Here is a 23,611-nt window from a genome sequence, read left to right on the forward strand (position 1 = left end):
GTCCGGATGTGCCATTGGCCGTCAACCGTCCGCATCTTGTTCGGGCGGCTGCACGCTGGTTCCTCGATTCTTTCGAGGGAGAAATTCTTTATGCCGTGAAGGCAAACCCTTCACCGTGGGTGCTGGAAGCCTTGTGGCGTGAAGGCGTACGTCATTTTGACGTCGCTTCGGTCAATGAGTGCAAGCTGGTGCGGGACATGTTCCCAACTGCGACCTTGGCATTCATGCATCCGGTCAAGAACCGCGCAGCGATTGCGCGGGCCTATCATGAGTTTGGCTGCCGCATCTTCGCGCTCGACAGCGTGGAAGAACTGCAAAAAATTCTCGATGAGACCGATGGCGCTAAGGACTTGACCTTTGTTGTGCGCCTGCGCGTCAGCAATGCGGACGCCAGTCTGAAGCTGGAAGCCAAATTTGGTGCCATTGGCGAAGAAGCTGTGTCGCTTCTGCGTCGGGCTCGGGCTGCAACCCAAGAAGATTTGGGTGTGTCGTTCCATGTTGGCAGCCAGTGCATGAATCCCAGCGCTTGGCGCGCCGCACTGCGTGAAGCCTCGCAATTGATCATTCAAGCGGGTGTCACCATCGATGTGGTGGATGTCGGCGGTGGCTTCCCATCCATCTATCCGGGCATGAACCCGCCACCGATGCAGCTTTTCGTGGATGAAATTCACCGCGTGTTCGATGCGATGCCGGTGACGATGAATTGCAAACTGTGGGCCGAACCCGGCCGCGCTTTGGTTGCTGAAGCCACTTCCATCGTGGTCAAAGTCGACCTTCGCAAGGGCGACGCGCTTTATATCAACGACGGCTCCTACGGAAATCTGTTTGACGCAACTCACGTCAATTGGGTTTATCCTGTTTCCTTGATCCGTCCTGACGGTGGCACACAGTCCAAATTGGCGGACTTCCGCTTCTATGGGCCAACATGCGACTCGATGGACGCCGCCAAAGGTCCGTTCCGTTTGCCAGCCGATATTGGCGAAGGTGATTGGATCGAGATTGGGATGTTGGGCGCCTATGGCGTCGCCATGGCCACCCGCTTTAATGGCTATGGTGAGAGTGTGGATGTCATCGCAGAAGATGCGCCGCACGCCTCGATGTTCCCGCTTCCAGAACTGTCCGTTGAGCGGCTCAACCGGTCGGCAAAAGCCTAATACAATCTGCACTTTCGTTTAAAAGAGGCAGGCCCTGTGACTGGGGCCTGCCTTTTGCTTGGCGGACTGTCGCTTTACTGCACTCCAGCGCCCAGAACCCTTTGCCGAAGCTTATGACTTGGACTATGTCACATCTACCGCAGTCGGTATGAGGATACGCGTCGCATGGTACAGCTTACACTTCCAGCCAATTCTCGGGTGACCAAGGGCAAGCATTATCCTGCCCCTGCCGGCGCTAAGAAAGTGCGGACGTTTAAGATTTATCGCTACGACCCGGAGACGGGCCAGAATCCGCGCTGGGACACCTATGACGTCGCCGTCGATCAATGCGGCCCGATGGTGCTGGACGCGCTGATCCATATCAAAAGCACGATGGATGCGACCTTGACCTTCCGCCGCTCGTGCCGCGAAGGTGTGTGCGGGTCGTGTGCGATGAACATTGGCGGGCGCAACACCTTGGCCTGCACCAAGGGCCATGACGAAATTCCAGGCGACACCTTGTCGGTCAGCCCGCTGCCACATATGCCGGTGATCAAGGACTTGGTGCCGGACCTTACCAATTTCTATGCTCAATATGCTTCCATCGAGCCATATATGCAGACGACGACGCCTGCGCCTGAGAAGGAATGGAAGCAAAGCCCAGAAGACCGTGAAAAGATGGACGGTCTGTACGAGTGCATCTTGTGCGCCTGTTGCTCCACCTCTTGCCCTTCCTATTGGTGGAATGGCGACCGCTATTTGGGCCCCGCGGTTTTGCTGCAAGCCTATCGTTGGCTGATCGACAGCCGCGACGAGGAAAAGGGCAAGCGTCTCGATAATCTGGAAGACCCATTCCGGCTCTATCGGTGCCATACGATCATGAACTGCGCCCAAGTCTGTCCAAAGGGCCTCAATCCCGCCAAGGCGATTGGCGAGATCAAGACCATGATGGTCGAGCGCGCGCTTTAAGCGCAAATTCCAAACCCAATCGGTTGAATGACGAGATCGGCGCTCATTATGGGCGTTGAACCCTTGCCTGCGTCAAGCGGACGCGCGGCACGCCGTCGCGCGGCAAAGTGACAAATCGAATTTGGCAGAGCAAAGGCTCATAAGTCTCAGCGTTCTCAAAGCCTAGTTTGAGGCAATTTTCCTGAGGGGACGCAGATGAAAAGACTTCTAGTAACCGCTATCGCCGCCATGGCTCTGACCGGCGGCACAGCCTTCGCGCAAGACGCTTTCCAAACCCCTAAAGCCGGCACCATCAAGCTAGACGTGCGCCTGACCGGCATTGTTCCGGATGAAAGCGGCGCGATCTTGACCGCTGCCGGCGCATCCACCGGCTTGAATGTGAAGGTCAATGACTCCTTTGTCCCGACCATTGGCATCGAATATTACGTCAACCCTGCCGTTTCGTTGGAGCTTATTGCTGGCTCTGGCAATCATAAAGTGAAGGCTGTTGGCGGTGCGACCAATGTTGAGGTCTCTGAGCTTTGGCATGTGCCGCCTACTTTGACGGCCAAATACCATTTTGCCCCAGAGGCGCGTGTCTCGCCATACATTGGTGCGGGCTTCACCTACATTTGGTTTGCTTCCCAAGACGGCAAGAATGGCTTCAATGTCGATCTGAAAGACGACTTTGGCTATGCCCTTCAGGTCGGGGCCGATATTGCGACGAAGGGACCTTGGTCGGTCAATGTAGACTTGAAGCACATTGCCTTTGAGACTGACGCCACCATCAATTTCGGAGCTTTGAAGTCCAAGGTGACGCTTGATCCTTGGGTGGCTTCGGTCGGGATCGGCTATAAATTCTAGCTTCCAAACGAAAAGGGCATCACGCTGAGTGATGCCCTTTATCGTGCGTTTTTATCAACGGGCTTAAAGCCGGATCGCGCTTTCGATCTTATGGGCCAAATGCGCATATTGAGGATAGTCTTCACATAGGATCTGCAGGAAGACGTCCCACGGTGGGATGTTGCTCATATAGACGGGGCCTTCGAGGCCCGCATAAGCGCCACCGCCAATTTCAGCAGAGAGGCCGCCACCTGGCCCCGTGTATAGGCCACCGCCTGGCCCGGTATAGAGACCGCCGCCGGGTTCCCGGCTAAGGCCGCCACCACGCCCGTTTGAAAGCCCGCCACCAGGACCTTTATAAAGGCCACCGCCTGGACCATCATAAAGCCCGCCGCCGGGTTCTTTAGAGCGACCGCCACCTGGACCCGTGTAGAGCCCGCCGCCGGGGGCTGTGCTGCGTCCGCCGCCTGCTCCGACAGATTGATTACGTGGCCACATCGTCTCTTCTCCAATCAATATTGATCGCAATATTAGCGCCGAATGTTTAACTTTGACTAACTTTGAAACAAAAAAATAAAGGCCGGAGGAGCTCCGGCCTTTGGTATGCTTATATTCTAGTTAAAGCCGACCTTTGGAACCGCACTCACCGTGCTGCGCTCATTCCGGTCCAGCTCAAAATAGGTCCGCTCTGGGAAGTTAAACATGCCCGCGACGATATTGCTGGGGAAGGACTGGATTGCGGTATTATAGGTGGCCACAGCCGCATTAAAGGCACGGCGTGAAGCACCGAGTTTGTCTTCAATATCGGCCAGTTCGCCTTGCAAGGTTTGGAAATTGGCGCTGGCTTTTAGGTCTGGATAATTCTCGGCGACGGCCATCAAATTCCCCAAAGCGCCAGATAGAACTTTTTCCGCTTTTTCCAATTGGTCGGGCGAATTGGCATCCAAAGCACCGGCACGTGCCGCGATAACGGCAGTCAGCGTACCGGATTCATGGGTGGCATAGCCTTTGACAGTCTCAACCAGATTTGGCACGAGGTCATGGCGCTGGCGCAGTGCGGCATCAATATCGGCCCAGCCTTGGTTGCAATTCTGGCGCGCGGCTACGAGATTATTATACATGCCGGCAACCAAAAAGATCAAAATGACCGGGATACCCACCCAGATAAACAATTCCATTGCCTCTACTCCCAACAGTCCGGCGCAAGCGCCTGTTACCACTCACATGAAGATTTTAGCGCCAAGCATGGCCCCACACACGTGCTTCCATGCCAGAGGAAAGCCTATAAATCGTTAAACTGGGCTCCGATCGGTTGAACTAACCCGAATTCTTGGTTGCTTTCTGTTTACTTGGCCGCGTTAGAACTAGGGCCCATGAGACATCAAGCCCTTTTTGACCACGTCATGTCCAACGGCCTGCGCGATTGGCTCGATAGCCAAGCCGCTGCACGCGAAGAGGCCAAGCGTCGCAACCTCCAGATTTTGATGGTCGGGATGGGTATTGCGGCGGCTGCGGCCATCGCCGTCATGTCGTTCATGCCGGATCAAGCCGAATACGGCTTTGTCGTCGGCGCCGTCATCGGTGCGATTGCTTGGTGGATTGCGAACTTGCCTGTGCAAGCCATGTCCAAACAAATCAAAGTGCGGGCGAATGAAGAATTGGGCGCAGCGCTGGGGCTTCGCTATCAGTTAGACGGGGTCCCCGGCGCCGATTTTGAACTTGCCACCCGCATGGGCCTTTTACCTTCCAGCCCCGATCAAGCCGACTATAGCGACTTTTGGGATGGCACGTTCGGCGCCTCAGAAGGCACGCTGCACGAAGCCCATCTGCAAGAATATCAAGGTGAGGGCAAGAACCGCCGCCTCGTTACCGTGTTTCAAGGCGTCATTATGGGCTACCAATTTGCGCGGCCCTTTACGTCGACGACTTTGGTGCGCCAAGATATGGGCCTGTTCAATGGCTTGGTTAACTTGGGCGCTCGCATGACAGGCCTGAAGCTAGAGCCTGTCAAAATGGTGCACCCTGATTTTGAACGCCGCTTTGAAGTGCTGTCCACCGATCAAGTCGAAGCGCGCTATCTCCTCCACCCCGCGTTTTGCGAGCGCCTGATGGAAATGGAAGCGGCTTTCAATGGCCACAACATGCGTCTGGCCTTTGCGCAGGGCCGGGTCGTGGTGGTGATCGAAACCCGTGATATGTTTGAAAGTGGCGGGATCGATGCCGAAGGCGATGACGCCCGCTTCTCCACCACAATCGACCAACTCGGTAGCCTTATCGACCTTACCCAAGCGCTAAATGAACGGGCGCGCTGAGGGGGCCTCATCCACAAAGACCCCGCGTCGCTTGGCGTGCATCCCCATAGGCATGCCCCGTTTCGACCGAGGTCGTGGCAACTTGAATGATCTCAGAATCTCGTTGCCACAAGCAGTGCCCAAGCAAAGGCTCTGATCACTCCCAACTTGCTGGGCAAATTTAAGTCAAGGTGAGCCTTTTGTTGAACCCTGTTACGGTCCAGTCCCGACAATTTTGGTGCGACCCAGTCTGACCATCTCCTTTGGTTGGAGGCGTGCGCCACGTGGGCACTTTATCACACGATCACGAAGCGCGTGAGAAAATTCTTTCTGAAACAAATATTTATAGCGGCATAAACCCTCTGCGGCTCGATATCGGAGGTTGAAGAGACCGATTACTGAAGTGAAAAATTAAGTCTTTATTAGAGTTAACAACGTATCGATCCGACACCTCGGAGGTTTTTCTATGCATAGAGTATTATTGGCTGCGTCTGCGGCAATCACCCTGTGTTTCAGTGCTGGCTCGGCCTTGGCGCAAGACGCGGGGGGGCTTTATGGCGGTGTCGTGATTGGCACGCATAATGATACGGACGTGACTGTTAACACGGTTGGCACGACCGCATTTCGTAATCTTGGACCAACGATTGTGCCCAACCAGCTCAAGCCAACGATCGACGGCGTCACTTACGGTGTCATTATGGGCAATAGTTTCCGAGGCGAAGGCCCTATTATGTGGGGCTGGGAAATTGATCTCGTCGGCGGCGGCGATAGCCAAACTGCGTCATTTTCCGGCGCACCGATTGCAGGCATTGCGCCAACTGGCCTCACCACCTCGGCGAGCAAGGAATATGGCATACGTGCCTCCTTGCGCGGCAGGCTTGGCGCATCGTTCAACGATCGTATCTTTGTCTATGGCACAGGTGGCCTGGCAATCGCGCAGGTGGAAACCAAAGCCTCGGTTGCCGTCAATGGCGCGCCGACATTGCTTTGGGCTGGAAGCAACAGCGAGAATCTGACGGGCTGGGCCATTGGTGTTGGCGCTGAATTGCGGATCTTGGAAGGGGCAACCTTGCGCGGCGAGTATATTTATACCGATCTCGGCAAGGGCACGGTAACAGCCGTTGGAAACGCCGCAGTTCGCCAAAACTTGGCGCTGACTGGCATCGATTATGCTGCCCGCACGGACTATAAGGGCGGGGAAGTGCGCGCCGGGCTTTTGTTCAATTACTAAGCCTCCTGTTTCGCGATCATCCGCCCCGACATGCTCGGGCCACAGCTTCAAGGCCCGCTCAGGCGGGCCGTGACCTTCTAGCTATTCAGTAAATTGCCAAGTTGGTTCAACTGCTCTGGCAAGGCGAGGGCAGAGCTTTCGAGCGCTTCTTCAAGCGCCTCAGCTGTCGGGTAACGTTCGTGGAAGCTCACTTGTGTGCTGTCCCCGAGTTCGCCAAAGGTCACGGTGGTTATCGCGCCTGCTTCGCCCTCATCATTGGTCCACACGATGCGCTGGTTCTCCACCACATCGAGATATTTGCCATAAAAGGCGAAGAGCTCACCGTCGCCCATCGCAAATTCTAGGCGATATTTCCCCCCTGTGTGCACCGCCATGTCGCACGCCACCAGACGGATGCCGTGGGAGGATTGGGGCACCCACCAGCGCTGGAAGACCGCTGGTTGGCTCCACGCTTGATAGACCGCTTGGAGCTTGGCATTGAACATCCGGCTGATCGTCAACTCTCGGTCGCCGCGACGTTCTACGCGCATGTAACCTTCGCCCGCAGCCTCGATTTCCTTGTCCATCGCACCCCCCTCGCATCTCTCCTGAGCGCTCATTCGCAAGGCTACAGCCGAACGAGGCGTAAAGATATATCCTTGCCTTGAAACCTGTCGCTAAGCAGGGTTAGAGTGGCCCATGACCTTGCCGACAGATTATCTGACTTATCCTAAGCGTGGCTATGGCCAAGACATTGACCGCTATAGCTGGCGGCAGGGCGATCAGCGGACGCCAATCAGCTGGCCCGGCGGCAAGACAGTGGCCGCCTTGATCGTGATCCCGCTGGAATTTTTCATGCTGAACCCCTCGGGCAAGCCGTTCAAGCATCCAGGTGCCATGGTGACGCCCTATCCAGACCTGCGCCACTATACCAGCCGCGACTATGGTAATCGGGTGGGCGTGTTCCGCTTGCTCAAGGCGCTAAAGGCGGCGAACCTGAAGGCCACCTTTGCCGTCAATGCCGTCCTTCTGGAGAAGAAAAGGCCCTTGATTGAGGCGATTTTGGCCGATGGACACGAGATTGCCGCCCATGGCTGGGATACAGACTCAATCCATTGGGGCGGGATCGAACCCGAAATTGAGGCCGCTTATGTCGCCCGCACGCGCGAGGCTTTTCAGGCGGCAGGCCTTGCCCCGCGCACCTGGCTATCGCCCGCCCGACAGCAAAGCGAGAAGACGCCGGATCTGATCAAGGCGGCAGGCTTTGACATTTGCCTCGATTGGGAAAGCGATAGCGTGCCGTGGCCGATGGCAACCGCGTCGGGGGCTTTAAACTGCGTGCCACTAGCGAACGAATTGGATGACCGCAAACTTTTGATCGACCAGCGCCAGAGCGAGGCCGAATGGCGCAACCAAATCTTGGCGGCTCGCGATCTATTGGTCGAGGAGGGTCCGCGTTATGGCGGCCAAGTCCTGTCCTTTACCTTGACGCCTTACGTCTCGGGCTTGCCATTCCGCCTGTGGGCAGTGCGCGAGATATTTGCCGCACTCGCATCCGATGATCAGCTGTGGAGTGCAACCGCGCAGGAGATTGCTGATGCCGCAGGCTGAGCCCTTCACGTGGGAGAGTATGCGGGCGCTGGCCCTCTCGCTCAACCTGCCCAATGTGGAAGATGCCGTCTCTTGGGGACAGCCTAATTTGAAGGCGCATGGCAAAATGTGGGTGTGGTGGAGCCCGCAGGAAAATGCGCCGGTATTCAAGACCACCTTTGAAGAGCGAGAGTTCCTGATCGAAGTTGATCCAGAAACCTTCTTCTTCACGCCCCATTACAAAAGCTGGCCCTTGATCCTCGCCCGCCCTGATAAGGTCGATCCCGATTGGGTTGTCGCCAACCTCAAGCGCGTCTGGCGCGAACAAGCCAAAAAGACCTTCCTCAAAAAATGGGATGCTGAACAAGCGGGAAGCCCCAAAACATGAACCGCCGTGACGTCCTTTTGACCGCCCTTGCCGCTGGAGCCAGCTTAGCCATGACCGATGCCACCGCCCAAACCTCGCCCACGCGCTACTCGGCCTTGGCGTTGCAAACCCGTTGCGATGCCGTCAATCAAGACAGCATCAAGGAAGCCGCCCGCGCCCGCATGAATGCGACCATGGCGCGTGTCTCCAGCCAGATTGGCGCGGCGAAGGGCTTTCTCAAAGGCTTTAATGGCTATGATCTGAAGCTGGTTGTCCTGCCCGAATACTGGCTGACAAGCTTCCCCTTGGGCGAAACGCGCGAGCAGTGGCAAGCCAAGGCCGCAATCGACATGCAAGGGGCAGAAGCAGACGCCATTGCCGCCATCGCTCAGAAGCACGGACTTTATCTGTGCTCCAACCATTATGAGAACGACCCCCATTTCCCCGATCTCTATTTTCAAGCCAATGTCGTGTATGGGCCGACGGGCCAAGTCGTGTTGCGCTATCGCCGGATGATTTCGCTCTATACGCCCAGCCCTTATGACGTCTGGGACAAATATCTCGACGCTTACGGCCTCGACGCGGTTTTCCCTGTAGCGGCGACCGAAATCGGCACCTTGGGCACGATAGCTTCGGAAGAAATCCTCTATCCCGAGATCGCGCGCATGGCGGTGTTTAAGGGCGCGGAAATCTTGCTCCACCCTACCAGTGAAGTCGGCAGCCCGAATTTGACGCCCAAGCACATTTCCAAAATGGCCCGAGCAGTGGAGAACATCGCCTATGTCGTCAGCGCCAATTCAGCCGGCATATACGGCACGCCGGTAGCAGCCAATTCCACCGATGGCATGTCGATTGTGCTCGATTGGTATGGGCGCACCTTGGCCGAAGCCGGCACGGGCGAGACTTTTAACGCCAATGCCGTCCTCGATATCGCGGCTTTGCGCGAGACGCGGAAGAAAACCGGCATGACCAACACGCTATCGCGCTTGCCGATGGATGCGTTTGAAAAGACCTATGCCGATACCCGCTTGGCCCCCGCCAATAAAACGCCAGACGGCAAGATGATTGAACGCGCTGAGGTTTTGGCCCGACAACGTGCCGTGATCGAAGACATGGCCGCCCGTGGGATTTTGCGCTGATCCAACACGCTGCAAGTTGCAGGTGTAAACAATGTATTTAACTCTGGAATTCTGCGCCCCACGCGCCCATACTCATGGGTAATAAAGTGGGAGTATACAGTCATGGGTAATATCCGCTCTGAGCGAGGACTTCACGAAATCATTGACCGCGCTCAACTCATCCTCACTAGTTGGCAAGCCTTTGTTGAGGAACACCCGGAAACACAGCTCCACCCGCTTTTGCTATCTATCTCCGACGAAGTGACTGATTTGATGGCCGCCTTTTATCTGGAGGCATCTGAGATGGCGGTAGATCACTCTCCAGTGTCTGGCCTTGCAACCGACATGAAAATGGTCAAAAAGGACCAACTGATGTGAAGACCTACGAGTTGAGCGAAATCTACGGCTCTACCCGGCTCCTTCCCATCCATGCGGGCGTAGTTCAGAGGTAGAACGTCAGCTTCCCAAGCTGAATGTCGTGGGTTCGATTCCCATCGCCCGCTCCAATTACTACAATAAAAACAGAATATTGTAGGTGTTCAGGCTCCGATCCCGTTTTCAGATAAATGGGGGCTCGGGGCACAGATTTCTGAAGCAGGGTTCAATTCTGATTCTCACCTTGGCAAGTGGGCCTGTGCCTCGGCCCTAGGACGTGCGAGGCGCAGGCTCAAGCGCTCACCTTGTCCTGTTTGTCATAAGACAGGGTCGGAACTTCCAGATGGCGGCCGGGGAAATGCCTCACGCCCGCCATTGGCGTAGTCATTCATGGCAATACCCGACGGAGTGGATCGCAAAACAAAACATTTCTGTGCGACCCACTGGAGGTCTTAGCGCAAGGAATAGCTAGTCAGTTTCACCGGACTAAGGTTGTAGCTGTTCACGACTAATTTTGCGTCTGGCGTGATGGCAATCCATCCCGGTGTTGGGGCCGTCCACACCGTTTGACGAGTACCTGTCAGATCAATCGCGTAAATGCCCGACGTCGTGCTGAGGAAGAGCAAATTCTCAGTTACAATAATGTTGCCGAAAAATTGCTGGCCCGCAGGTAAGGGCCAAGCCCAAAGTATTTTCCCTGTTGCTTCTTCAATTGCTGAAAGCTGCCCAAATTCATTACTCCAGGCATAGATAACACCCTTGGCTGCAGCTGGGTGGCCGTCGTATCTTTCGGTAGTCCGCCATCTGTGAACACCCGTTTGGATGTTAAAATTCACGAGTGGAAATGAGACATTGTAAGTACCTTGCCCATTGCCCGAAAACGCAATCACATTATTGTCCGAACTAATCATTGGCGTGCCGCCATAGGAATAGCCATTCCATGTCCAAAATGGATCAGGAATGCTTTTAACCAGCGCACCCGTCGTACGGTCAAAAACATCTAAGTTTCCAGAGTAATAATAGATGTATTTGCTATCAACGGCTGGCGTTTGACCGTCCCATGATTTCGCGCCTGAACCATTGACTTCAAACATGGTCTTGCCAGCTTTGAGGTCAAAGCCATAGACGACGTTTCCAAAGTAACCCGAGGCAATATAGGCGCTGTCACCGCTTGGAGTTGGTTGGGCAAAGGTAGACCATTGAGATGCAAATACAAAATTGCGCGCAAACTGCCCAGTTGATGCATTTAGGACGGTCATTTGGTTGTTGGTTGATGACGTCTGCATTGTGCTGAAAATCAGTTGATTGCCGACGATTGCCGGGCCGCTAGCACTGTGAATATTTCCAAAATTATAGCGCCAGAGCTGAGCCCCGCTATTGCCATTAAAGGCAAGAGAACTGGTTGAGCCGTCGTTGTTACGTACCGTCGTAAACACGCTACCGGCTTGCGCGGCTATCGGTTCAATTGAAACGGCGGTCGGCGAAATATATTCCCACGATTTTGAAAACTTAGTTGGGTCCAGAGTTAGGCGAACAAATCCATTGTGCGCCGCATTTCTTTGGCGCGTCGTCCAATTGGAAAGGCTAACCTCGATTGTATGCTCAAAACTCGTGGTTGATCCGGGATATACCGTGGTGCAGCCCGCTTCTTTGCAAAGCCTGAATTGCACTGTGGATTTGTGTTGTTTGACGGCCAAGCCGTCTTTTGTCTTAAGGGTCGCGCTAAACGTCTTTCCCGACTGGGTGATCGCGCCTTCAATTTGGAGAAGATTGTTATCAAGGGCTAATACTGGGACAATTGGATCCGTAGAGTCGCCCGTATAGGTCGCATCAATCTTAAATGTTCCGACAGTCGACTCCTCGGACACATTTAATGTGCTAGCACTGGGGACTAAAGTAACGCCCAAGGTTGGTATCGGAGGGGGTGCCGGTACAACCGGCACAGGAACTCCACCGCCACCGCCACCGCCACAACTAATAAGAAACAGGCATGACACGATAATAAATTTGGATCTCATAGTACTCGCCTCAACACATCTCGATAGACTTAAATTAAATGTTCTATTGGCAGTAGTCTTACTTTTGATAGGTGACTTGTCAATGCACCGATTGCGGACTTCTCTGCTACCGATCGTTGGGCCGCTTTGGCTCCTTTTTCCCACCAGAAACCTCAAGGTCTAATGGCGCGCTGCGCGCCCTAGGGCGCAGTCTTGAGAGACTGCAGCATCACTCAACCGCCAACGTTTAACACCAATATATCGGGTCAAGTGACCCAGCGTCGAAAGATTCCAAAGAACGCCGTGCGCAGATTGAGGTTGTTCTAAGTTAAATGGTTGAATGACAGCACAGCGTCGTGCTTTCTCTGTCGCGAGCGCTTACCACATTTGACTAAGTTCAACTGGATTTATTTTTCCAAATCGAAACCTTTATGTGTGCATACTTTTTTTGAAGTGTAGTGTGCCGTACTTGCGAGTTAACTCGTGTGCGCGCTTTAGGATTTGAAGGTGATTGCGTGCGCGATACAGACCAAGCGTCATCTAGTAGCCTCACCACGTCCGCATCCATGCCCCATCGCGTGTTGAATCGCCTGCTGGATCGGGCTGAACAGAGTAGCACGCCTAGTTTGCATGCGGTCTTGCTCTTCATTGTCGTCCTTAGTAGCTGTCTCGTTTCAATGGCCCTAGGGTTTTTATTCATCGGGCTCTTTGATGTTACGCGTCAAATTGGGATTATCGCGCTGATCGGGTTGGTGGGCACTGCCGTCCCGCTACTGGTTGGGTTTCCATCGATCCTGTTTGCCTCTGCCTTAATCGAAAAAACACGCGGCATGCGCTCGGCACTGAATGATGCCAAAATTGCAGCTGAGCTTGCAAACCAAGCAAAAACCGACTTTCTCGCGAATATCAGCCATGAAATTCGAACCCCGCTCAATGGTGTGGTTGGCATTGCAAAGGCCATGTCCATGCTCCCCATGCCTGATAAGCAACGGGAAATGACAAACCTCATTCACGCTTCTGGCGAGACTCTTCAAAGGCTGATCGATGATTTGCTGGATGTCTCCAAGATCGAGGCCGGAAAACTCGACGTACAACATTTGGCCTTCGACCTTGCGAGCGAAGTTGAGGCAGCGGCCTTTTTGATGCGGGAACGCGCCGACGAGAAAGGCCTCAGCTTTGATGTGACAATTGAAGACGGTGCGCGGGGAATCTATGTTGGGGATGCAATGCGTCTTCGCCAGATTGTCTCAAATCTTTGCTCAAACGCCGTTAAGTTCACCCATACAGGCAAAGTCTCCGTCAAGGTCATGCCGATTGCGGCATCTGGAGACTTGCCGAATATTCGCATTGAAGTGACAGACACCGGGATCGGGTTCGATCAATTGGCGCATGGGCGATTATTTGCCCGATTTGAGCAGGTGGATGGTTCGATCACCCGTCAGTTTGGTGGCACGGGTCTGGGCTTAGCCATTTGTCAGGCGTTGGCGCACATGATGGGCGGCACGATTGAGGCTCGTTCTGAGCCCGGGTGCGGTAGCACCTTCACGGTGGACCTTGCGATACCGCGCAGTGACCAGGCCGCTGGCGCGCCCGTTATCATGGGGACAGCTGCAAGCTCGACTCCTAATCTAAACCATCTGATTGGCGCATCCATTCTTGTCGCCGAAGACCATCCCGTTAACCGCCGCGTTGTGGCCATGCTGCTTGAGCCGCTACAGGCCCAGATCACCTTTGCCGAAAACGGGCTCGAAGCTGTTCGCGCGTTTGAGACCCAAGCCTTTGACGCCATTCTGATGGATGTTCATATGCCCGAAATGGACGGGCTTAGCGCAATACGCGCGATCCGCGCGCTGGAGCAAAAAACCCAAGCTCAAAAAACGCCGATTGCGGTGCTCAGCGCAAATGCCATGGCGCGAGATCTGCAGGCCTCCCTCGAAGCGGGCGCTGACCATCACATCGCAAAGCCCGTGACGCCAGACACATTGTTCAACGGCCTATCACGCATTCTCGCCCCGCAGGATCAGCCAGAAGGCGAACTGAAAAAGCGCGTGGGCTGAGGCGTACACGTGATTAATGCGCGTCGCACTTAGGGCTTTTTCTGTCAGGAATGCGCCAACTCCACTGCGATTGTTGCTAGCCGATTTCGCTTTAAGCCGTCTTTGCCGCAGGCGATGACTTTGCAAAAGGGCCGTTTGGGTTTGACGCCCCAGCTTGCCCGTGGTGCATTCCATTGATGAAATGCCCTCTTCCGGCGCGGAGCACTTTACTGATTTGGTGCAACTTGCCGTGAATCAACTTGAGGCTCCAAGTGAGTGCGTCTTATTCTACGGGCAGAATTGACTTTTCGAGTGCCGCGCTTCGTCATCGCTTCGAGTTGGTCTACAATTATTTGGGGGTGGCTTGAGGTTAGGAATCGGCCGCCTCCCTTCACATTTATGACTGTACTTTGCGGCAGAATTGTTGACCAATGCGCCTTAACATCTTCAAGGGAGTTATGATTGTCATCATCGCCTTGCATGATGACCCAATCGATTACTTCAATTTTTGGAAAGGCAAAGTCTCCTCGTGAGATAACGCCTTGTTCGTAAATCCCGCCAAGGAAATTGCCGGTCGAAAAAGGCCTAACAGCCCGAAATCTATCGTAGATGAATTGTGGGTTATCGCAAAGCGCTTCATCAACAGATGCACCCTTTACAATTGCACGGGTTAGCATTTCGACGCGCTCCAAACTTATCTGTGAGCATACAATTCGAAAGAACAGTTCGATTAGAGAATCAATTTGAAAGACATCCTTCATGGTGCCCATGATCCCCGTTCGCTTTCTGCTAACTTTGGTGGGGAGCGTCGGTGATACGAGAACCACCGCGCCAACGCGTTGAGGTGCGGAGGCTTTAAGTATCCGAACAAAATCACTGCCTGCGCGGGCGATAACCGCGAACTTTTCAATGCGCAGCTTATCCATTACGTGCAACGTATCTTGAACTGCTTGCTCAAAAGGGTTGTCAGGAGTTGAGCTACCGAGGCTCGTGGCTCCAAAGCCGGGGCGGTCGATCGAAATCGGCCTCCAACCGCGCTTTTGAAGGGCAACTAACAACTCACTTGGAACCGCCCGGCAAGACCAGTTGCTATGGACAACCAAGATCGGTTTAGCTGATGCGGGTCCATAATCGCTCCAGCCAATCAGTTCATTCGTACTTGGCCGAACCGCAAATCGAGCCGGCTCAATTGCGCGATCAAGAAAGCCAGGAGCACCATCTGTTGTTCGGGCAAATGCACGCAATGCCTGCACCTCAACCATAATGCGGGACAGTTCTGCAGCACTTTCGATCTGTAGATTTGTGTAAATCAATTCAAGCTCTTTTTTGACCAGTGGAACGCTAATGTTCATTGCAGACGCGGCTTCGTGCCTTGTCGCACCGCTAACCACCAGCAACGCAAGTTGAGCCTGACGTTGGGTAATTTGAAGCATTTCAGAAAAGAGTGTTGGACTCTTTGCATCGTCTGGGAAGACACCGAAGGATGCCTCCACAATTGTCCGGACTAACGCTGGTGTGTTGGGCTGCCCGAGACGCCGCGCGGCTTGGACTAGCGTAGCCCGAGCGGTTCCATAGGCGATGTTCAGACTTTCTGCTGCCGCTCTAATACTTCCGGTCGTAATTGTTGAAATCAAAACTCGCTGTTCCAAGTCGGAGAGCCCAAAGCCACTGGCGGTGTTTTTGAGTGGCCCTTCGTCTCGCGCTCCCCCAGCAATAATTACGACCCTTGCGACTGGGTTCGCTCGGATAAAGTCGCGAATAACTTGAGGGATATTCCAAGCCAAAGCATTTTCAGTGGGCGTCCAAAGCAAATGCATGAGCCGCGATCCGTCGAAGACGAAAGACTTAAGGCGTCCATCGTTACTTGATGCGATCGCACAAGCTTCGAGTTCGCTAAAGTGCGTCACATTTGGCACCCAAGGCGGTGCCGGCGACAAAAGCCGATTGTCGTCAAAATCGAAAAGCAAAAAAGCGAGCGCTTTGGCTTGAAACAGGGCTGCGTAGGAGGGTCTAGTGGGGTGCTCCTTTAGTGCTGTGCGCTCAAATGCTTCGGAATCCGAAAGAAGCTCAAAAGTCGCCCGCTCGGGCATTTCGACTAAACTTTGAAATAATTTTGTAAATTTAGGGGCCTTCATTTGATGTGACCATTCTAGAAGTTATAATGATATTATTTCTTACTTTTAAGTATGTGGCTATGGTTTGTGGACTCATTGACAAAACAGCACCCTACAAATGGCTATGGTGAAGCTTTATTTCCTATGTGTAAGATTTAGACAGGCCTGAATTGCCGGCCAACGAACAGTGCGTACTTGATTCAACAGGGGGTTTTATGAATTTCACAAATCTAGTCATTGCCGCACTCGCAATGTCGTTAGTTGCAGGAACCGCAAGTGCGGAGACGCTGAAAGAACGGATCGCAATTGGCGTCAACGGCGGGACAACAGGTGTCGGTGTCCAAGGCCAGTTTAAGCTCAATCCAAAGATCACACTTAGGGGGGGCTTTGATTCCCTTAAGTTTGACGCAGATGTGGATGGTGACGGAATCGTCTACACCGGCGAGCTTGATTTCTCGACGACTGGCTTATTTGCCGATTTCCATCCGCGGGAAGGTTCTTTCTTTCTGTCTGGCGGCGTCTATTTGGGTGCCAGAGAATTGAAGGTTTCCGGTCGGCCTGCAGCTGGAACAAGTGTCGAAGTTGGCGACGAGTTCTTCACGGCTGCCGAAATTGGCACTTTAAGTAGTAAGCTCGACTTTGGCAGCACAGCGCCATTCGTTGGCTTGGGTTGGGACACTACCTTCACCACTAAAGGCCGCTTCGGATTAAGGCTTCTCGCAGGTGCTGCATTTGGTTCTGGTGCAGATGCAACAGTGGTGCGAACGGGTGGAACGACTTTGACTGCGGCAACTCAAGCGAGGCTCGATCAAGAACTGCTCGATGAGGCAAAAGAGATTGAAGACACAGTCGACGGTTACAATGTCTTCCCAGTAATTCAACTTGGGCTCACGTATAAATTCTGACCGAAAAGAGCCATTTGTTGTGATCTATTTGAGGTGCCCGCGCTGTCCAATGTTGAAATGCGAGACATGCTTGTTGTGGCCGAGCACGGCGCGCCTCGCGCAGGGTGCACTCCATTAGGAGTGCACCAACGGCACCGGCCTTTCAAAACCTCGCGCCTTTAGCAGAGTGAGGGTGAGGCGAGGGTCCCTGGGAGTTGCCCCTTTCCTTCGGCGTTGCGCAGCATTCGCAACAGCGTGAGCCAATGCGCGACCAAAGCCTGTCCCAGAGTTCTTCCACCGAATTGAGTCTTAAGTCTCACGTGAGCCTTACCATGACCCAGACGCATGCTGCCTCTGTGTTTCACCGAGCGGCATAGCGCATTGCTAATTTGGCCTTTCTGCCTTTATGACTGACCTGAGCAGTTCGCCACAGAGTTCGACGTAAAGGACGCACCGATATGACCAAGCTGAACATCCTTAAAGGTCGGCCAGAGCCGTCGGTTCAAACGGTGTTTGCGGCGGATGTGATTGCGCCGCCTGCGGTCATGCTGGACGAAAGCCCACCTGAGGGGCTGAGCACCGACGATATTTCGATTGAGCGCTACTTCTCAAAAGATTGGCACAATCAAGAGATTGAGAAAGTTTGGCGCAAGACGTGGCAATTGGCCTGCCGCGTCGAGGAATTGCCCAATGTTGGCGACCATCTCGTCTATGAAATCGTGCATGATAGCCTGATTGTGGTGCGCACCGCGGCGAACGAAATCCGTGCCTATATCAATGCCTGTTTACATCGCGGCACCTTGCTGCGCACCACGGGTGGTTGTGTTCAGCAGTTTCGCTGCCCGTTCCACGGCTTTACCTGGGACTTGCAAGGCAAGCTGACGCATATCCCGCAGGACTGGGATTTTGAGCATGTAGACCGGTCAAAGATGACCCTGCCTGAAGCTAAAGTCGGCTTATGGGGTGGCTTTGTGTTCGTGAATTTCGACCCCGAGTGTGAGCCACTGGAAACCTATCTGGAAATTCTGCCTGAGCATTTCAAAGCCTTTGCGCTGGAGGATCGCTATAAAGCGACCCATGTCGCCAAAGTGCTGCCGTGTAATTGGAAACTGGGGATGGAAGCTTTTATCGAGAGCTATCATGTGCCCTACGCGCATCCCCAAGTGACCGCCTATTATGGCGACTCCAACACCCAATATGACATCTGGCCCGGCGTTCGCCATGTGAGCCGCATGTTGGCGGTTCAAGGCGTGCCAAGCCCCGACGCCCAAAACGTCACGCCACAAAAAACCGTCGATCACATTCGTCGCGATGTCCCTTTCTATGGCGGCAAGCCCATTGAATTGGAGGAGGGGGAGCCCGCTCGCGCCAAGCTGGCGCAGCGTGCGCGGGAGAAGATTGGCCGCGCATCGGGGCGCGACATGGCAAATCTATCGGATTCTGAAGCGCTCGATCTGATCGAATATTTGCTCTTCCCTAATATGGTGCCTTGGGGCGGACAGGCGCTGCCGATCTGCTATCGCTTCCGGCCCTATGGCGATGACCCAGAGCGCTGCATCATGGAGATCATGCTTTTGTTCTCCAAGGCCGAAGACGGTACCCACCCTCCGCCTGCACAAATCCAATGGCTCAGTGAAGACCAAAAATGGGCGGACGCTGAAGGCTTGGGCTCAGCCGCCATGGTGGCCGACCAAGACACCAATAATCTAATGCGGATTCAAAAGGGCCTTCGGACAACCCGCAAGCCCGGCATTACGCTTGCCCGCTATCAAGAAAGCCGCATCCGCCACTTTCATAATACGCTGGATGATTACATGTCGAAGTGAGCGGAGTTCGCATACAGAGCAGATCTCAGCGCTTACGTCCTGTTATGGGTGATATCTGCTGCCCCACTTCTAAGCGAATATCGACGGGCCCTTTTGAGACGTCCCCTGGGATCAAGGCTGCCGTTACTGATCTCTCATCGGGTCCAATCGTTAGCTCAAGACTATGGGTCCATAAGGGTAGCGTCAGGCTATTAACTCCCGTTTCACGAGGGAAGTCGAACCTCAAAATAGACTGAGAATTTTTGCCATTGTTTGCAATGAATTCCAGATCAATCGCATTCCGTTTGATCGCTCTAAGTTTGATGGAAACTTCAAAGGTCGGCGACACCGGGCTAGGGTCGGGAATGAGTTTCACACCGGAAGACTTCAGAAGCACTGTGGCCAAAAAATCGCGCATGTCCGCAGCAAAATCATAGCCGAATGTAGCTTGGACGATGATGGGTGCCTCAGCCGGCAAGCCCTCTGGCGGGAATGTTAGGCAATAAGCAGTATCTTGGCGTGTACCCCAAACAGTTTTGGCCATCTTGCCGCCACACCATGCAAAGGAGCGCGTGCGCGTCAACAAAGGACCGGGCTCAAAAAACTCCACGCGATAGAGCCGGGTTCCAGCAGGGGCGTCAATCGTCCCAGACTCCGCATTGCCTCGCAGCTCCCCGGATAAGACCCCGGTCTCCCACCAAGTTGCGGGGCCAGAGGCGATCATTTCCCCGCTTGCAATTTTGCCTGGGTTTGGGGTGAACTTGTCTGGATGAAGTTGCAGACCCTGAATAACGAAACGGCGCGGCCTCAGGGATTCAGGGATGTCTGACGCCGTTTCAGGCGCGCGCGATTCTATCCCTTTGTCGGCCTCTTGGGGTGCGAGGTCGGGTTCAAGGGTATCTACCGACACCACGCTGACCGTCTGCCCATCTGAGCGCAGTACAATTCTTGTTTGGCCAAAGTTGACTGCCCCCACGCCATCCTTGACGGGTATCATTTGCAAGCCAGGCTGAAACGAACGGCTAAACTTTCCTTGTGGGTTCTGCAGGCGCATTCCCAACATGATTGCGTCCGGCGGAAGGTTGTTGACGACAAAAACATAGGACAATTCGCTGTCCACGCGGGGAACAGGCTTTATCTCGGGACGGTCAAACACGAGGCTTGGGTCGGATTCTGGTGCCGAAGATCCCACAAATTGGGTTGGAAGAATGTTTCGTTCAGTAGACTCATAATCCCAGGGTTGATTGGGCCAAACGAACAGGGCGCGCCCGTCCCGGGTAAAGACGATACAGAGGCTTTCTTGAACAGGTGCAGGTTTCTTCGGATTGCGGTCACCCAGCCCACACCAGGCTTCAATTCGGTCCTGGCCTGAACGATTAGAAAACTGAAATCGATGAACGAGCGTCCCTGCGCGCATGCGTCCATCGGTGGTCTGAACTTGCGCCACCAAGCGCCCGGAACGGGCATAGCTTAAGGGGACGGATAACAGCGTGCCTTTCGATGCGATAGCACCGGATTCGGTCTTAACAGGACCACCGCTCATAACGCCAAATGCTGGATTTGTGCTTAGGAAAGTCTTTTCCGGCATGCCCTCCTGCGCCAATGCAGCTTGCGACATGCACGACATCAAAATCGCAGCAAGAATTTGAAAGAGAACCATAATATTTTGGCGCAAAATCTTTATCCTCAAATTTATCAGTTCATGCCACTCGATTCAGACTAATTTTGATGGAGTATTTTTGCAATCCCACATAGCTCCGAGCCCTTTAGCCGTGGCAAGGGTGCGTGATTGGACGCATTAGGGTATAAGCAGTCCCTGGGGACAATCATTCTAAGACGTGCTGCGCGACCGGCCATCTGCAGTTCAAATACGGCAGTCTTACGTACTCATATAACTAACGTGAGATTGATCAAAATTCTCACGGGTAATGATCTGGTGTCCTAAAATTTTGACCTAAATTCCGAATTAAAGCATTATAATAAGTACACGATTACCACTTAATCAGTAGTGTGGTTAATTATTCAATAATGGTTAACAACTTTTTGTGAAGATATCAGCATCTAAGAAATGAGGATGCTGTTGTGGATAACCTAACTCTTCGGGCCAAATTTTCGATCATGATTGCCGGTGCGGGTCTGTGTATTGCCGCCGTTTCTGCCGCATCCTTCTTTTCTCTTGAGAAGTACAAAGAGTCTCAAGATCAGGTTCAGCAGATTGGTGAGGCGGGGCGAATTTTTGCCGAAGCCGACATGATGCATGATGCGTTGAACTCGGACGTTCTGCGCGCCACTTTGATCGGGCGCGGTCTGCTGACAGGTACGCAGGACGAAATCAAAGCTGGAATTGCGGAACACGGTGATACGTTTAAGACCGCCATGGCAGACATTCAAAAGCTGAATGTACCTGAGAACGTTCGCACGCTCGTAAAACAAGCAGAGCCTGACCTCAATGCCTATATTTCGCTGGCAGGGACTGTCAGCGAACTGGCAACCCAAGACCCTGACGCCGCCGGCCCAAAAATGGCTGAGTTCACGGCCGCTTTCGAAAAGCTTGAAGATTCCAACGGTCAAGTCAGTGAAGCGATCGAAAAGAACGTGACGGCGCTTGATGATGCGGCGAAAGCAGAATTGACCTTCCAATTGATGTTGTTGGGCTTCGTGGCCTTGGGGACTTTGGGTGCGCTCGCTGCCTTGAGCTTCATGGTCCTCCGCACCATTGAGCGACCCTTGGACGAAGCGGCCAAGGCCATGGACCAGATTGGCCAAGGCGATTTGAATGTCGAGCTGGTCTCCAAGACGCAGGATTCTGTCGGCCGCATTTTGAGTGCGATCAATGATTATCGCCTCGTCGCCGGGGAAGCCAAAGCCTCGGAGCGGCAACGTGTGAGTGATGCGGCTCAAGCACAGGAAGATCGGCAAATTTCCTTGCATCAAGTTGCGGATTCTTTTGAGACGTCGGTAGCTGAAATGATTCAATTGGTCGTGGCTGCGGCCAGCCAGCTGCAACAATCGGCTTCCACATTGACGACGACGGCAAATGAAAATGCCGAGCATACAGGATCGGTATCGCGCACGACGTTTGACAGCGCCCAGAATATTCAGCGCGCTGCCGAGGCCGCCGAAGAATTGTCCACCAATGCGCAATTGATCTCTGAGCAGGTCATGGAAGCCCAAAGCGTGGCAGAGCAAGCCCAAACCCAAGCCATTTCAACCACTGAGTCCGTCTCGCAATTGCGTGAAGCAGCACAGCGCATTGGTGAGGTGATCCAATTAATCAACGACATCGCCAACCAAACCAATCTTCTCGCCTTGAATGCGACGATTGAGGCAGCGCGTGCAGGTGCGGCCGGTAAAGGCTTTGCCGTGGTGGCGTCTGAAGTGAAGTCGCTGGCGGAACAAACCTCGCGCGCTACCGATGAGATCGCCGCCCAGATTTCGGGCATTCAGCAGGCAACATCGGGTGCGGCGATCGCAATTGAAGCGGTGGCCAAAACCATTGGCAATGTAGCGGTTATGTCCAATTTGATCTCGCAATCGGTTGAAGCGCAGACCGAAGCGATTGATGAAATCCGCAATACCACAAGCCAAGTCGCAGTCGGTTCTGATAGCGTGGCGCATTCGATCTCGGCTTTGGCTGGGGGCACAGACACGACCCGCGCAGCAGCTGGCGACACCCATATGGCGGCTGACGAATTGCAGCGGCATGCAACGAAGCTGCAGGATGATGTGGCGCGCTTCCTGTCGACCCTACGGGCGGCATAAGCGCAACCTAGCCGCTATAGCAGGCACAAATTGAAACTCGCTCCCTGGCATGCCCAGAGAGCGGGTTTTGTTTTGGGGAAGTGCGGATCGCGTGTTAAGCCCGCTTGGCTGCCACCACGGCACCGAGGCCTTCCAACAGGCTTTGGCTCATCGCTTCTTGGGTTGGCTCTAGAGATGCTAGCAATTGAATGGTCTTGCCATGCACACTGATGGCTTCCCAGTCCCACTTCCCCGCACTCATGATCTCATGGACCTCGCACAGGGATTGAGCCGCGCGTGAGACCCAGTCGGCTTTGACAAAGCTGGCGCTAGAAATGATCTGGGATGAAATTTCATAAATGCCGCGAATGCTTGCGGGATCTTTGCCTTGCATCAGATCAGTGAGCTCTTCGATCTGGTTGCGCATCACCACCTCGAACTCATCCTTCATCAAGTCGATGTTGAATTGGCTACGGCCAGCCAGTTCATCGACAGGCAGTTTCCCGACCTTCGCCAATTTGCGTTTTAAGGAGTTGTGATTTGGTTTGGTCGTCATAGGAGGTTTACCCGAACTGGCTTCAGCATGTCGTCTATCTTACTTTGATCAAGATTCTGCCCGGCAATCTCACTGACTGTCGCATCAAGATCGGTCGCGCGGCGTCCTTTTTCGATGCCTGCCGGCAGGCCTGTTGCCCGCACCCGGCGATCCGGCCCGCGGAAGGTAGGCGTATTGACCAAGTCGCGCATATCCTTGGCGAGCCATAAAATGCGTTGCAGCAAGATGCCAGGGGCCACAGGCTTTGCCACCACAAAACTTGCCCCCGCATCGCGATATTGGCCGATCTGAACCTGACTGGCGTGACCGGCTACGGCGAGGATCGGTGTCTCGGACTTCTCGCCCTCAAACTCGGTCCGGAGCCGCCGCGTGATTGCGATGCCATCCATCTCAGCGGTCGAGCAGTCGAGGATGATCAAGTCGATTGGATTGCTCTTGTGGAGATCAAAGGCTTCCTCGAGCGTGCGTGCCTTATGGCGTTTGGCCATGCCAAAGCCTGAAGTCACCGCCGACAGCATGTCCATCGTATGGGGGCCATCGGTCAGCAAAAGCGCATTTAAGCCTGTTTGGGTTGGGGTTGAGGATTTGCTACTCACGCCATCA

At 54.0% G+C, this 23,611-nt stretch carries 21 protein-coding genes and 1 tRNA gene; 14 read left to right on the forward strand and 8 right to left on the reverse strand.

The window, feature by feature from the left end; genetic code table 11:
- The 3 genes from ACOVRA_RS04095 to ACOVRA_RS04105 form a co-directional block, all read left to right on the forward strand.
- A partial coding sequence (locus ACOVRA_RS04095) for a type III PLP-dependent enzyme (RefSeq protein ID WP_421719186.1) occupies nucleotides 1–1,154 on the forward strand: 1,154 nt, incomplete at its 5' end.
- Between the two features lie 165 nt (nucleotides 1,155–1,319).
- Nucleotides 1,320–2,102: a succinate dehydrogenase iron-sulfur subunit gene (locus tag ACOVRA_RS04100; RefSeq protein WP_290816676.1), complete on the forward strand. Its 783-nt coding sequence runs from the start codon at nucleotides 1,320–1,322 to the stop codon at nucleotides 2,100–2,102.
- A 195-nt stretch (nucleotides 2,103–2,297) separates the two neighbouring features.
- Nucleotides 2,298–2,945: an OmpW/AlkL family protein gene (locus ACOVRA_RS04105; RefSeq protein ID WP_421719187.1), complete on the forward strand. Its 648-nt coding sequence runs from the start codon at nucleotides 2,298–2,300 to the stop codon at nucleotides 2,943–2,945.
- Between the two features lie 63 nt (nucleotides 2,946–3,008).
- Here ACOVRA_RS04105 and ACOVRA_RS04110 read toward each other — a convergent pair whose 3' ends face one another.
- Both ACOVRA_RS04110 and ACOVRA_RS04115 read right to left on the reverse strand, forming a co-directional pair.
- On the reverse strand, nucleotides 3,009–3,422 hold the full coding sequence (locus ACOVRA_RS04110) for a hypothetical protein (protein WP_290807542.1): 414 nt from the start codon (nucleotides 3,420–3,422) through the stop codon (nucleotides 3,009–3,011).
- A 116-nt stretch (nucleotides 3,423–3,538) separates the two neighbouring features.
- Nucleotides 3,539–4,102 carry a LemA family protein gene (locus tag ACOVRA_RS04115; RefSeq protein ID WP_421719188.1) on the reverse strand — a complete coding sequence of 188 codons (564 nt, stop codon included), beginning with the start codon at nucleotides 4,100–4,102 and terminating at the stop codon, nucleotides 3,539–3,541.
- 195 nt (nucleotides 4,103–4,297) lie between these two features.
- On the opposite strand from ACOVRA_RS04115, the gene ACOVRA_RS04120 reads away from it, so the two are divergent.
- Nucleotides 4,298–5,236, forward strand: a complete 939-nt coding sequence (locus tag ACOVRA_RS04120; protein ID WP_421719189.1) for a DUF3137 domain-containing protein — start codon at nucleotides 4,298–4,300, stop codon at nucleotides 5,234–5,236.
- Between the two features lie 445 nt (nucleotides 5,237–5,681).
- Nucleotides 5,682–6,446, forward strand: a complete 765-nt coding sequence (locus ACOVRA_RS04125) for an outer membrane protein (protein ID WP_421719190.1) — start codon at nucleotides 5,682–5,684, stop codon at nucleotides 6,444–6,446.
- Between the two features lie 77 nt (nucleotides 6,447–6,523).
- On the opposite strand, the gene ACOVRA_RS04130 is transcribed toward ACOVRA_RS04125, so the two are convergent.
- On the reverse strand, nucleotides 6,524–7,012 hold the full coding sequence (locus ACOVRA_RS04130; protein WP_421719191.1) for an SRPBCC domain-containing protein: 489 nt from the start codon (nucleotides 7,010–7,012) through the stop codon (nucleotides 6,524–6,526).
- 112 nt (nucleotides 7,013–7,124) lie between these two features.
- Here ACOVRA_RS04130 and ACOVRA_RS04135 point away from each other — a divergent pair, with 112 nt between their 5' ends.
- The 5 genes from ACOVRA_RS04135 to ACOVRA_RS04155 all read left to right on the forward strand — a co-directional run bounded on the left by ACOVRA_RS04135 (nucleotide 7,125) and on the right by ACOVRA_RS04155 (nucleotide 10,006).
- On the forward strand, nucleotides 7,125–8,036 hold the full coding sequence (locus ACOVRA_RS04135; RefSeq protein WP_421719192.1) for a polysaccharide deacetylase family protein: 912 nt from the start codon (nucleotides 7,125–7,127) through the stop codon (nucleotides 8,034–8,036).
- Nucleotides 8,023–8,403, forward strand: a complete 381-nt coding sequence (locus ACOVRA_RS04140; RefSeq protein ID WP_421719193.1) for an MmcQ/YjbR family DNA-binding protein — start codon at nucleotides 8,023–8,025, stop codon at nucleotides 8,401–8,403. The genes ACOVRA_RS04135 and ACOVRA_RS04140 overlap by 14 nt, the downstream gene beginning before the upstream one ends.
- Nucleotides 8,400–9,521, forward strand: a complete 1,122-nt coding sequence (locus ACOVRA_RS04145; protein ID WP_421719194.1) for a nitrilase-related carbon-nitrogen hydrolase — start codon at nucleotides 8,400–8,402, stop codon at nucleotides 9,519–9,521. Before ACOVRA_RS04140 ends, ACOVRA_RS04145 begins: the two co-directional genes overlap by 4 nt.
- 102 nt (nucleotides 9,522–9,623) lie before the next feature.
- Nucleotides 9,624–9,878: a hypothetical protein gene (locus tag ACOVRA_RS04150; protein WP_421719195.1), complete on the forward strand. Its 255-nt coding sequence runs from the start codon at nucleotides 9,624–9,626 to the stop codon at nucleotides 9,876–9,878.
- Between the two features lie 53 nt (nucleotides 9,879–9,931).
- Nucleotides 9,932–10,006 (forward strand) — tRNA-Gly (locus tag ACOVRA_RS04155).
- 321 nt (nucleotides 10,007–10,327) lie between these two features.
- On the opposite strand, the gene ACOVRA_RS04160 is transcribed toward ACOVRA_RS04155, so the two are convergent.
- Entirely contained in the window at nucleotides 10,328–11,893 is a 1,566-nt protein-coding gene (locus ACOVRA_RS04160) for a PQQ-binding-like beta-propeller repeat protein (protein WP_421719196.1), read from the reverse strand.
- Between the two features lie 494 nt (nucleotides 11,894–12,387).
- Between ACOVRA_RS04160 and ACOVRA_RS04165 the strand changes: the two genes are divergently transcribed.
- Nucleotides 12,388–13,929, forward strand: coding sequence for an ATP-binding protein (locus tag ACOVRA_RS04165; RefSeq protein ID WP_421719197.1), 1,542 nt, complete (start codon nucleotides 12,388–12,390; stop codon nucleotides 13,927–13,929).
- 206 nt (nucleotides 13,930–14,135) lie between these two features.
- Here the strand turns inward: ACOVRA_RS04165 and ACOVRA_RS04170 are convergent, their stop codons facing one another.
- On the reverse strand, nucleotides 14,136–16,043 hold the full coding sequence (locus ACOVRA_RS04170) for an alpha/beta fold hydrolase (RefSeq protein ID WP_421719198.1): 1,908 nt from the start codon (nucleotides 16,041–16,043) through the stop codon (nucleotides 14,136–14,138).
- Nucleotides 16,044–16,192: 149 nt separating this feature from the next.
- On the opposite strand from ACOVRA_RS04170, the gene ACOVRA_RS04175 reads away from it, so the two are divergent.
- Together ACOVRA_RS04175 and ACOVRA_RS04180 are read left to right on the forward strand one after the other, a co-directional pair.
- Nucleotides 16,193–16,927 carry a hypothetical protein gene (locus ACOVRA_RS04175; RefSeq protein WP_421719199.1) on the forward strand — a complete coding sequence of 245 codons (735 nt, stop codon included), beginning with the start codon at nucleotides 16,193–16,195 and terminating at the stop codon, nucleotides 16,925–16,927.
- 437 nt (nucleotides 16,928–17,364) lie between these two features.
- Nucleotides 17,365–18,732, forward strand: coding sequence for an aromatic ring-hydroxylating oxygenase subunit alpha (locus ACOVRA_RS04180; protein WP_421719200.1), 1,368 nt, complete (start codon nucleotides 17,365–17,367; stop codon nucleotides 18,730–18,732).
- A 25-nt stretch (nucleotides 18,733–18,757) separates the two neighbouring features.
- Here the strand turns inward: ACOVRA_RS04180 and ACOVRA_RS04185 are convergent, their stop codons facing one another.
- A complete protein-coding gene (locus tag ACOVRA_RS04185; RefSeq protein ID WP_421719201.1) occupies nucleotides 18,758–20,329 on the reverse strand; it encodes a hypothetical protein in 1,572 nt (523 codons plus the stop codon).
- A 464-nt stretch (nucleotides 20,330–20,793) separates the two neighbouring features.
- Between ACOVRA_RS04185 and ACOVRA_RS04190 the strand changes: the two genes are divergently transcribed.
- Nucleotides 20,794–22,473 (forward strand): methyl-accepting chemotaxis protein, encoded by a 1,680-nt coding sequence (locus tag ACOVRA_RS04190; RefSeq protein WP_421719202.1) that lies wholly within the window; start codon nucleotides 20,794–20,796, stop codon nucleotides 22,471–22,473.
- Between the two features lie 94 nt (nucleotides 22,474–22,567).
- Here ACOVRA_RS04190 and ACOVRA_RS04195 read toward each other — a convergent pair whose 3' ends face one another.
- A complete protein-coding gene (locus tag ACOVRA_RS04195; RefSeq protein WP_421719203.1) occupies nucleotides 22,568–23,008 on the reverse strand; it encodes a hypothetical protein in 441 nt (146 codons plus the stop codon).
- Nucleotides 23,005–23,604, reverse strand: coding sequence for a response regulator (locus ACOVRA_RS04200; RefSeq protein ID WP_290806147.1), 600 nt, complete (start codon nucleotides 23,602–23,604; stop codon nucleotides 23,005–23,007). Before ACOVRA_RS04200 ends, ACOVRA_RS04195 begins: the two co-directional genes overlap by 4 nt.
- Between the last annotated feature and the right edge of the window lie 7 nt (nucleotides 23,605–23,611).

Origin of the sequence: Aquidulcibacter sp. (assembly GCF_049239865.1) — a bacterium.
Lineage (GTDB): Bacteria > Pseudomonadota > Alphaproteobacteria > Caulobacterales > Aquidulcibacteraceae > Aquidulcibacter.

What these genes read in the sequence shown, in the direction of transcription:
- ACOVRA_RS04100 (WP_290816676.1), top strand. Translation starts at nt 1,320, where the DNA reads ATGGTACAGCTTACACTTCCAGCCAATTCTCGGGTGACCAAGGGCAAG.
- ACOVRA_RS04105 (WP_421719187.1), top strand. Translation starts at nt 2,298, where the DNA reads ATGAAAAGACTTCTAGTAACCGCTATCGCCGCCATGGCTCTGACCGGC.
- ACOVRA_RS04110 (WP_290807542.1), bottom strand. Translation starts at nt 3,422, where the DNA reads ATGTGGCCACGTAATCAATCTGTCGGAGCAGGCGGCGGACGCAGCACA.
- ACOVRA_RS04115 (WP_421719188.1), bottom strand. Translation starts at nt 4,102, where the DNA reads ATGGAATTGTTTATCTGGGTGGGTATCCCGGTCATTTTGATCTTTTTG.
- ACOVRA_RS04120 (WP_421719189.1), top strand. Translation starts at nt 4,298, where the DNA reads ATGAGACATCAAGCCCTTTTTGACCACGTCATGTCCAACGGCCTGCGC.
- ACOVRA_RS04125 (WP_421719190.1), top strand. Translation starts at nt 5,682, where the DNA reads ATGCATAGAGTATTATTGGCTGCGTCTGCGGCAATCACCCTGTGTTTC.
- ACOVRA_RS04130 (WP_421719191.1), bottom strand. Translation starts at nt 7,012, where the DNA reads ATGGACAAGGAAATCGAGGCTGCGGGCGAAGGTTACATGCGCGTAGAA.
- ACOVRA_RS04135 (WP_421719192.1), top strand. Translation starts at nt 7,125, where the DNA reads ATGACCTTGCCGACAGATTATCTGACTTATCCTAAGCGTGGCTATGGC.
- ACOVRA_RS04140 (WP_421719193.1), top strand. Translation starts at nt 8,023, where the DNA reads ATGCCGCAGGCTGAGCCCTTCACGTGGGAGAGTATGCGGGCGCTGGCC.
- ACOVRA_RS04145 (WP_421719194.1), top strand. Translation starts at nt 8,400, where the DNA reads ATGAACCGCCGTGACGTCCTTTTGACCGCCCTTGCCGCTGGAGCCAGC.
- ACOVRA_RS04150 (WP_421719195.1), top strand. Translation starts at nt 9,624, where the DNA reads ATGGGTAATATCCGCTCTGAGCGAGGACTTCACGAAATCATTGACCGC.
- ACOVRA_RS04160 (WP_421719196.1), bottom strand. Translation starts at nt 11,893, where the DNA reads ATGAGATCCAAATTTATTATCGTGTCATGCCTGTTTCTTATTAGTTGT.
- ACOVRA_RS04170 (WP_421719198.1), bottom strand. Translation starts at nt 16,043, where the DNA reads ATGAAGGCCCCTAAATTTACAAAATTATTTCAAAGTTTAGTCGAAATG.
- ACOVRA_RS04180 (WP_421719200.1), top strand. Translation starts at nt 17,365, where the DNA reads ATGACCAAGCTGAACATCCTTAAAGGTCGGCCAGAGCCGTCGGTTCAA.
- ACOVRA_RS04185 (WP_421719201.1), bottom strand. Translation starts at nt 20,329, where the DNA reads ATGTCGCAAGCTGCATTGGCGCAGGAGGGCATGCCGGAAAAGACTTTC.
- ACOVRA_RS04195 (WP_421719203.1), bottom strand. Translation starts at nt 23,008, where the DNA reads ATGACGACCAAACCAAATCACAACTCCTTAAAACGCAAATTGGCGAAG.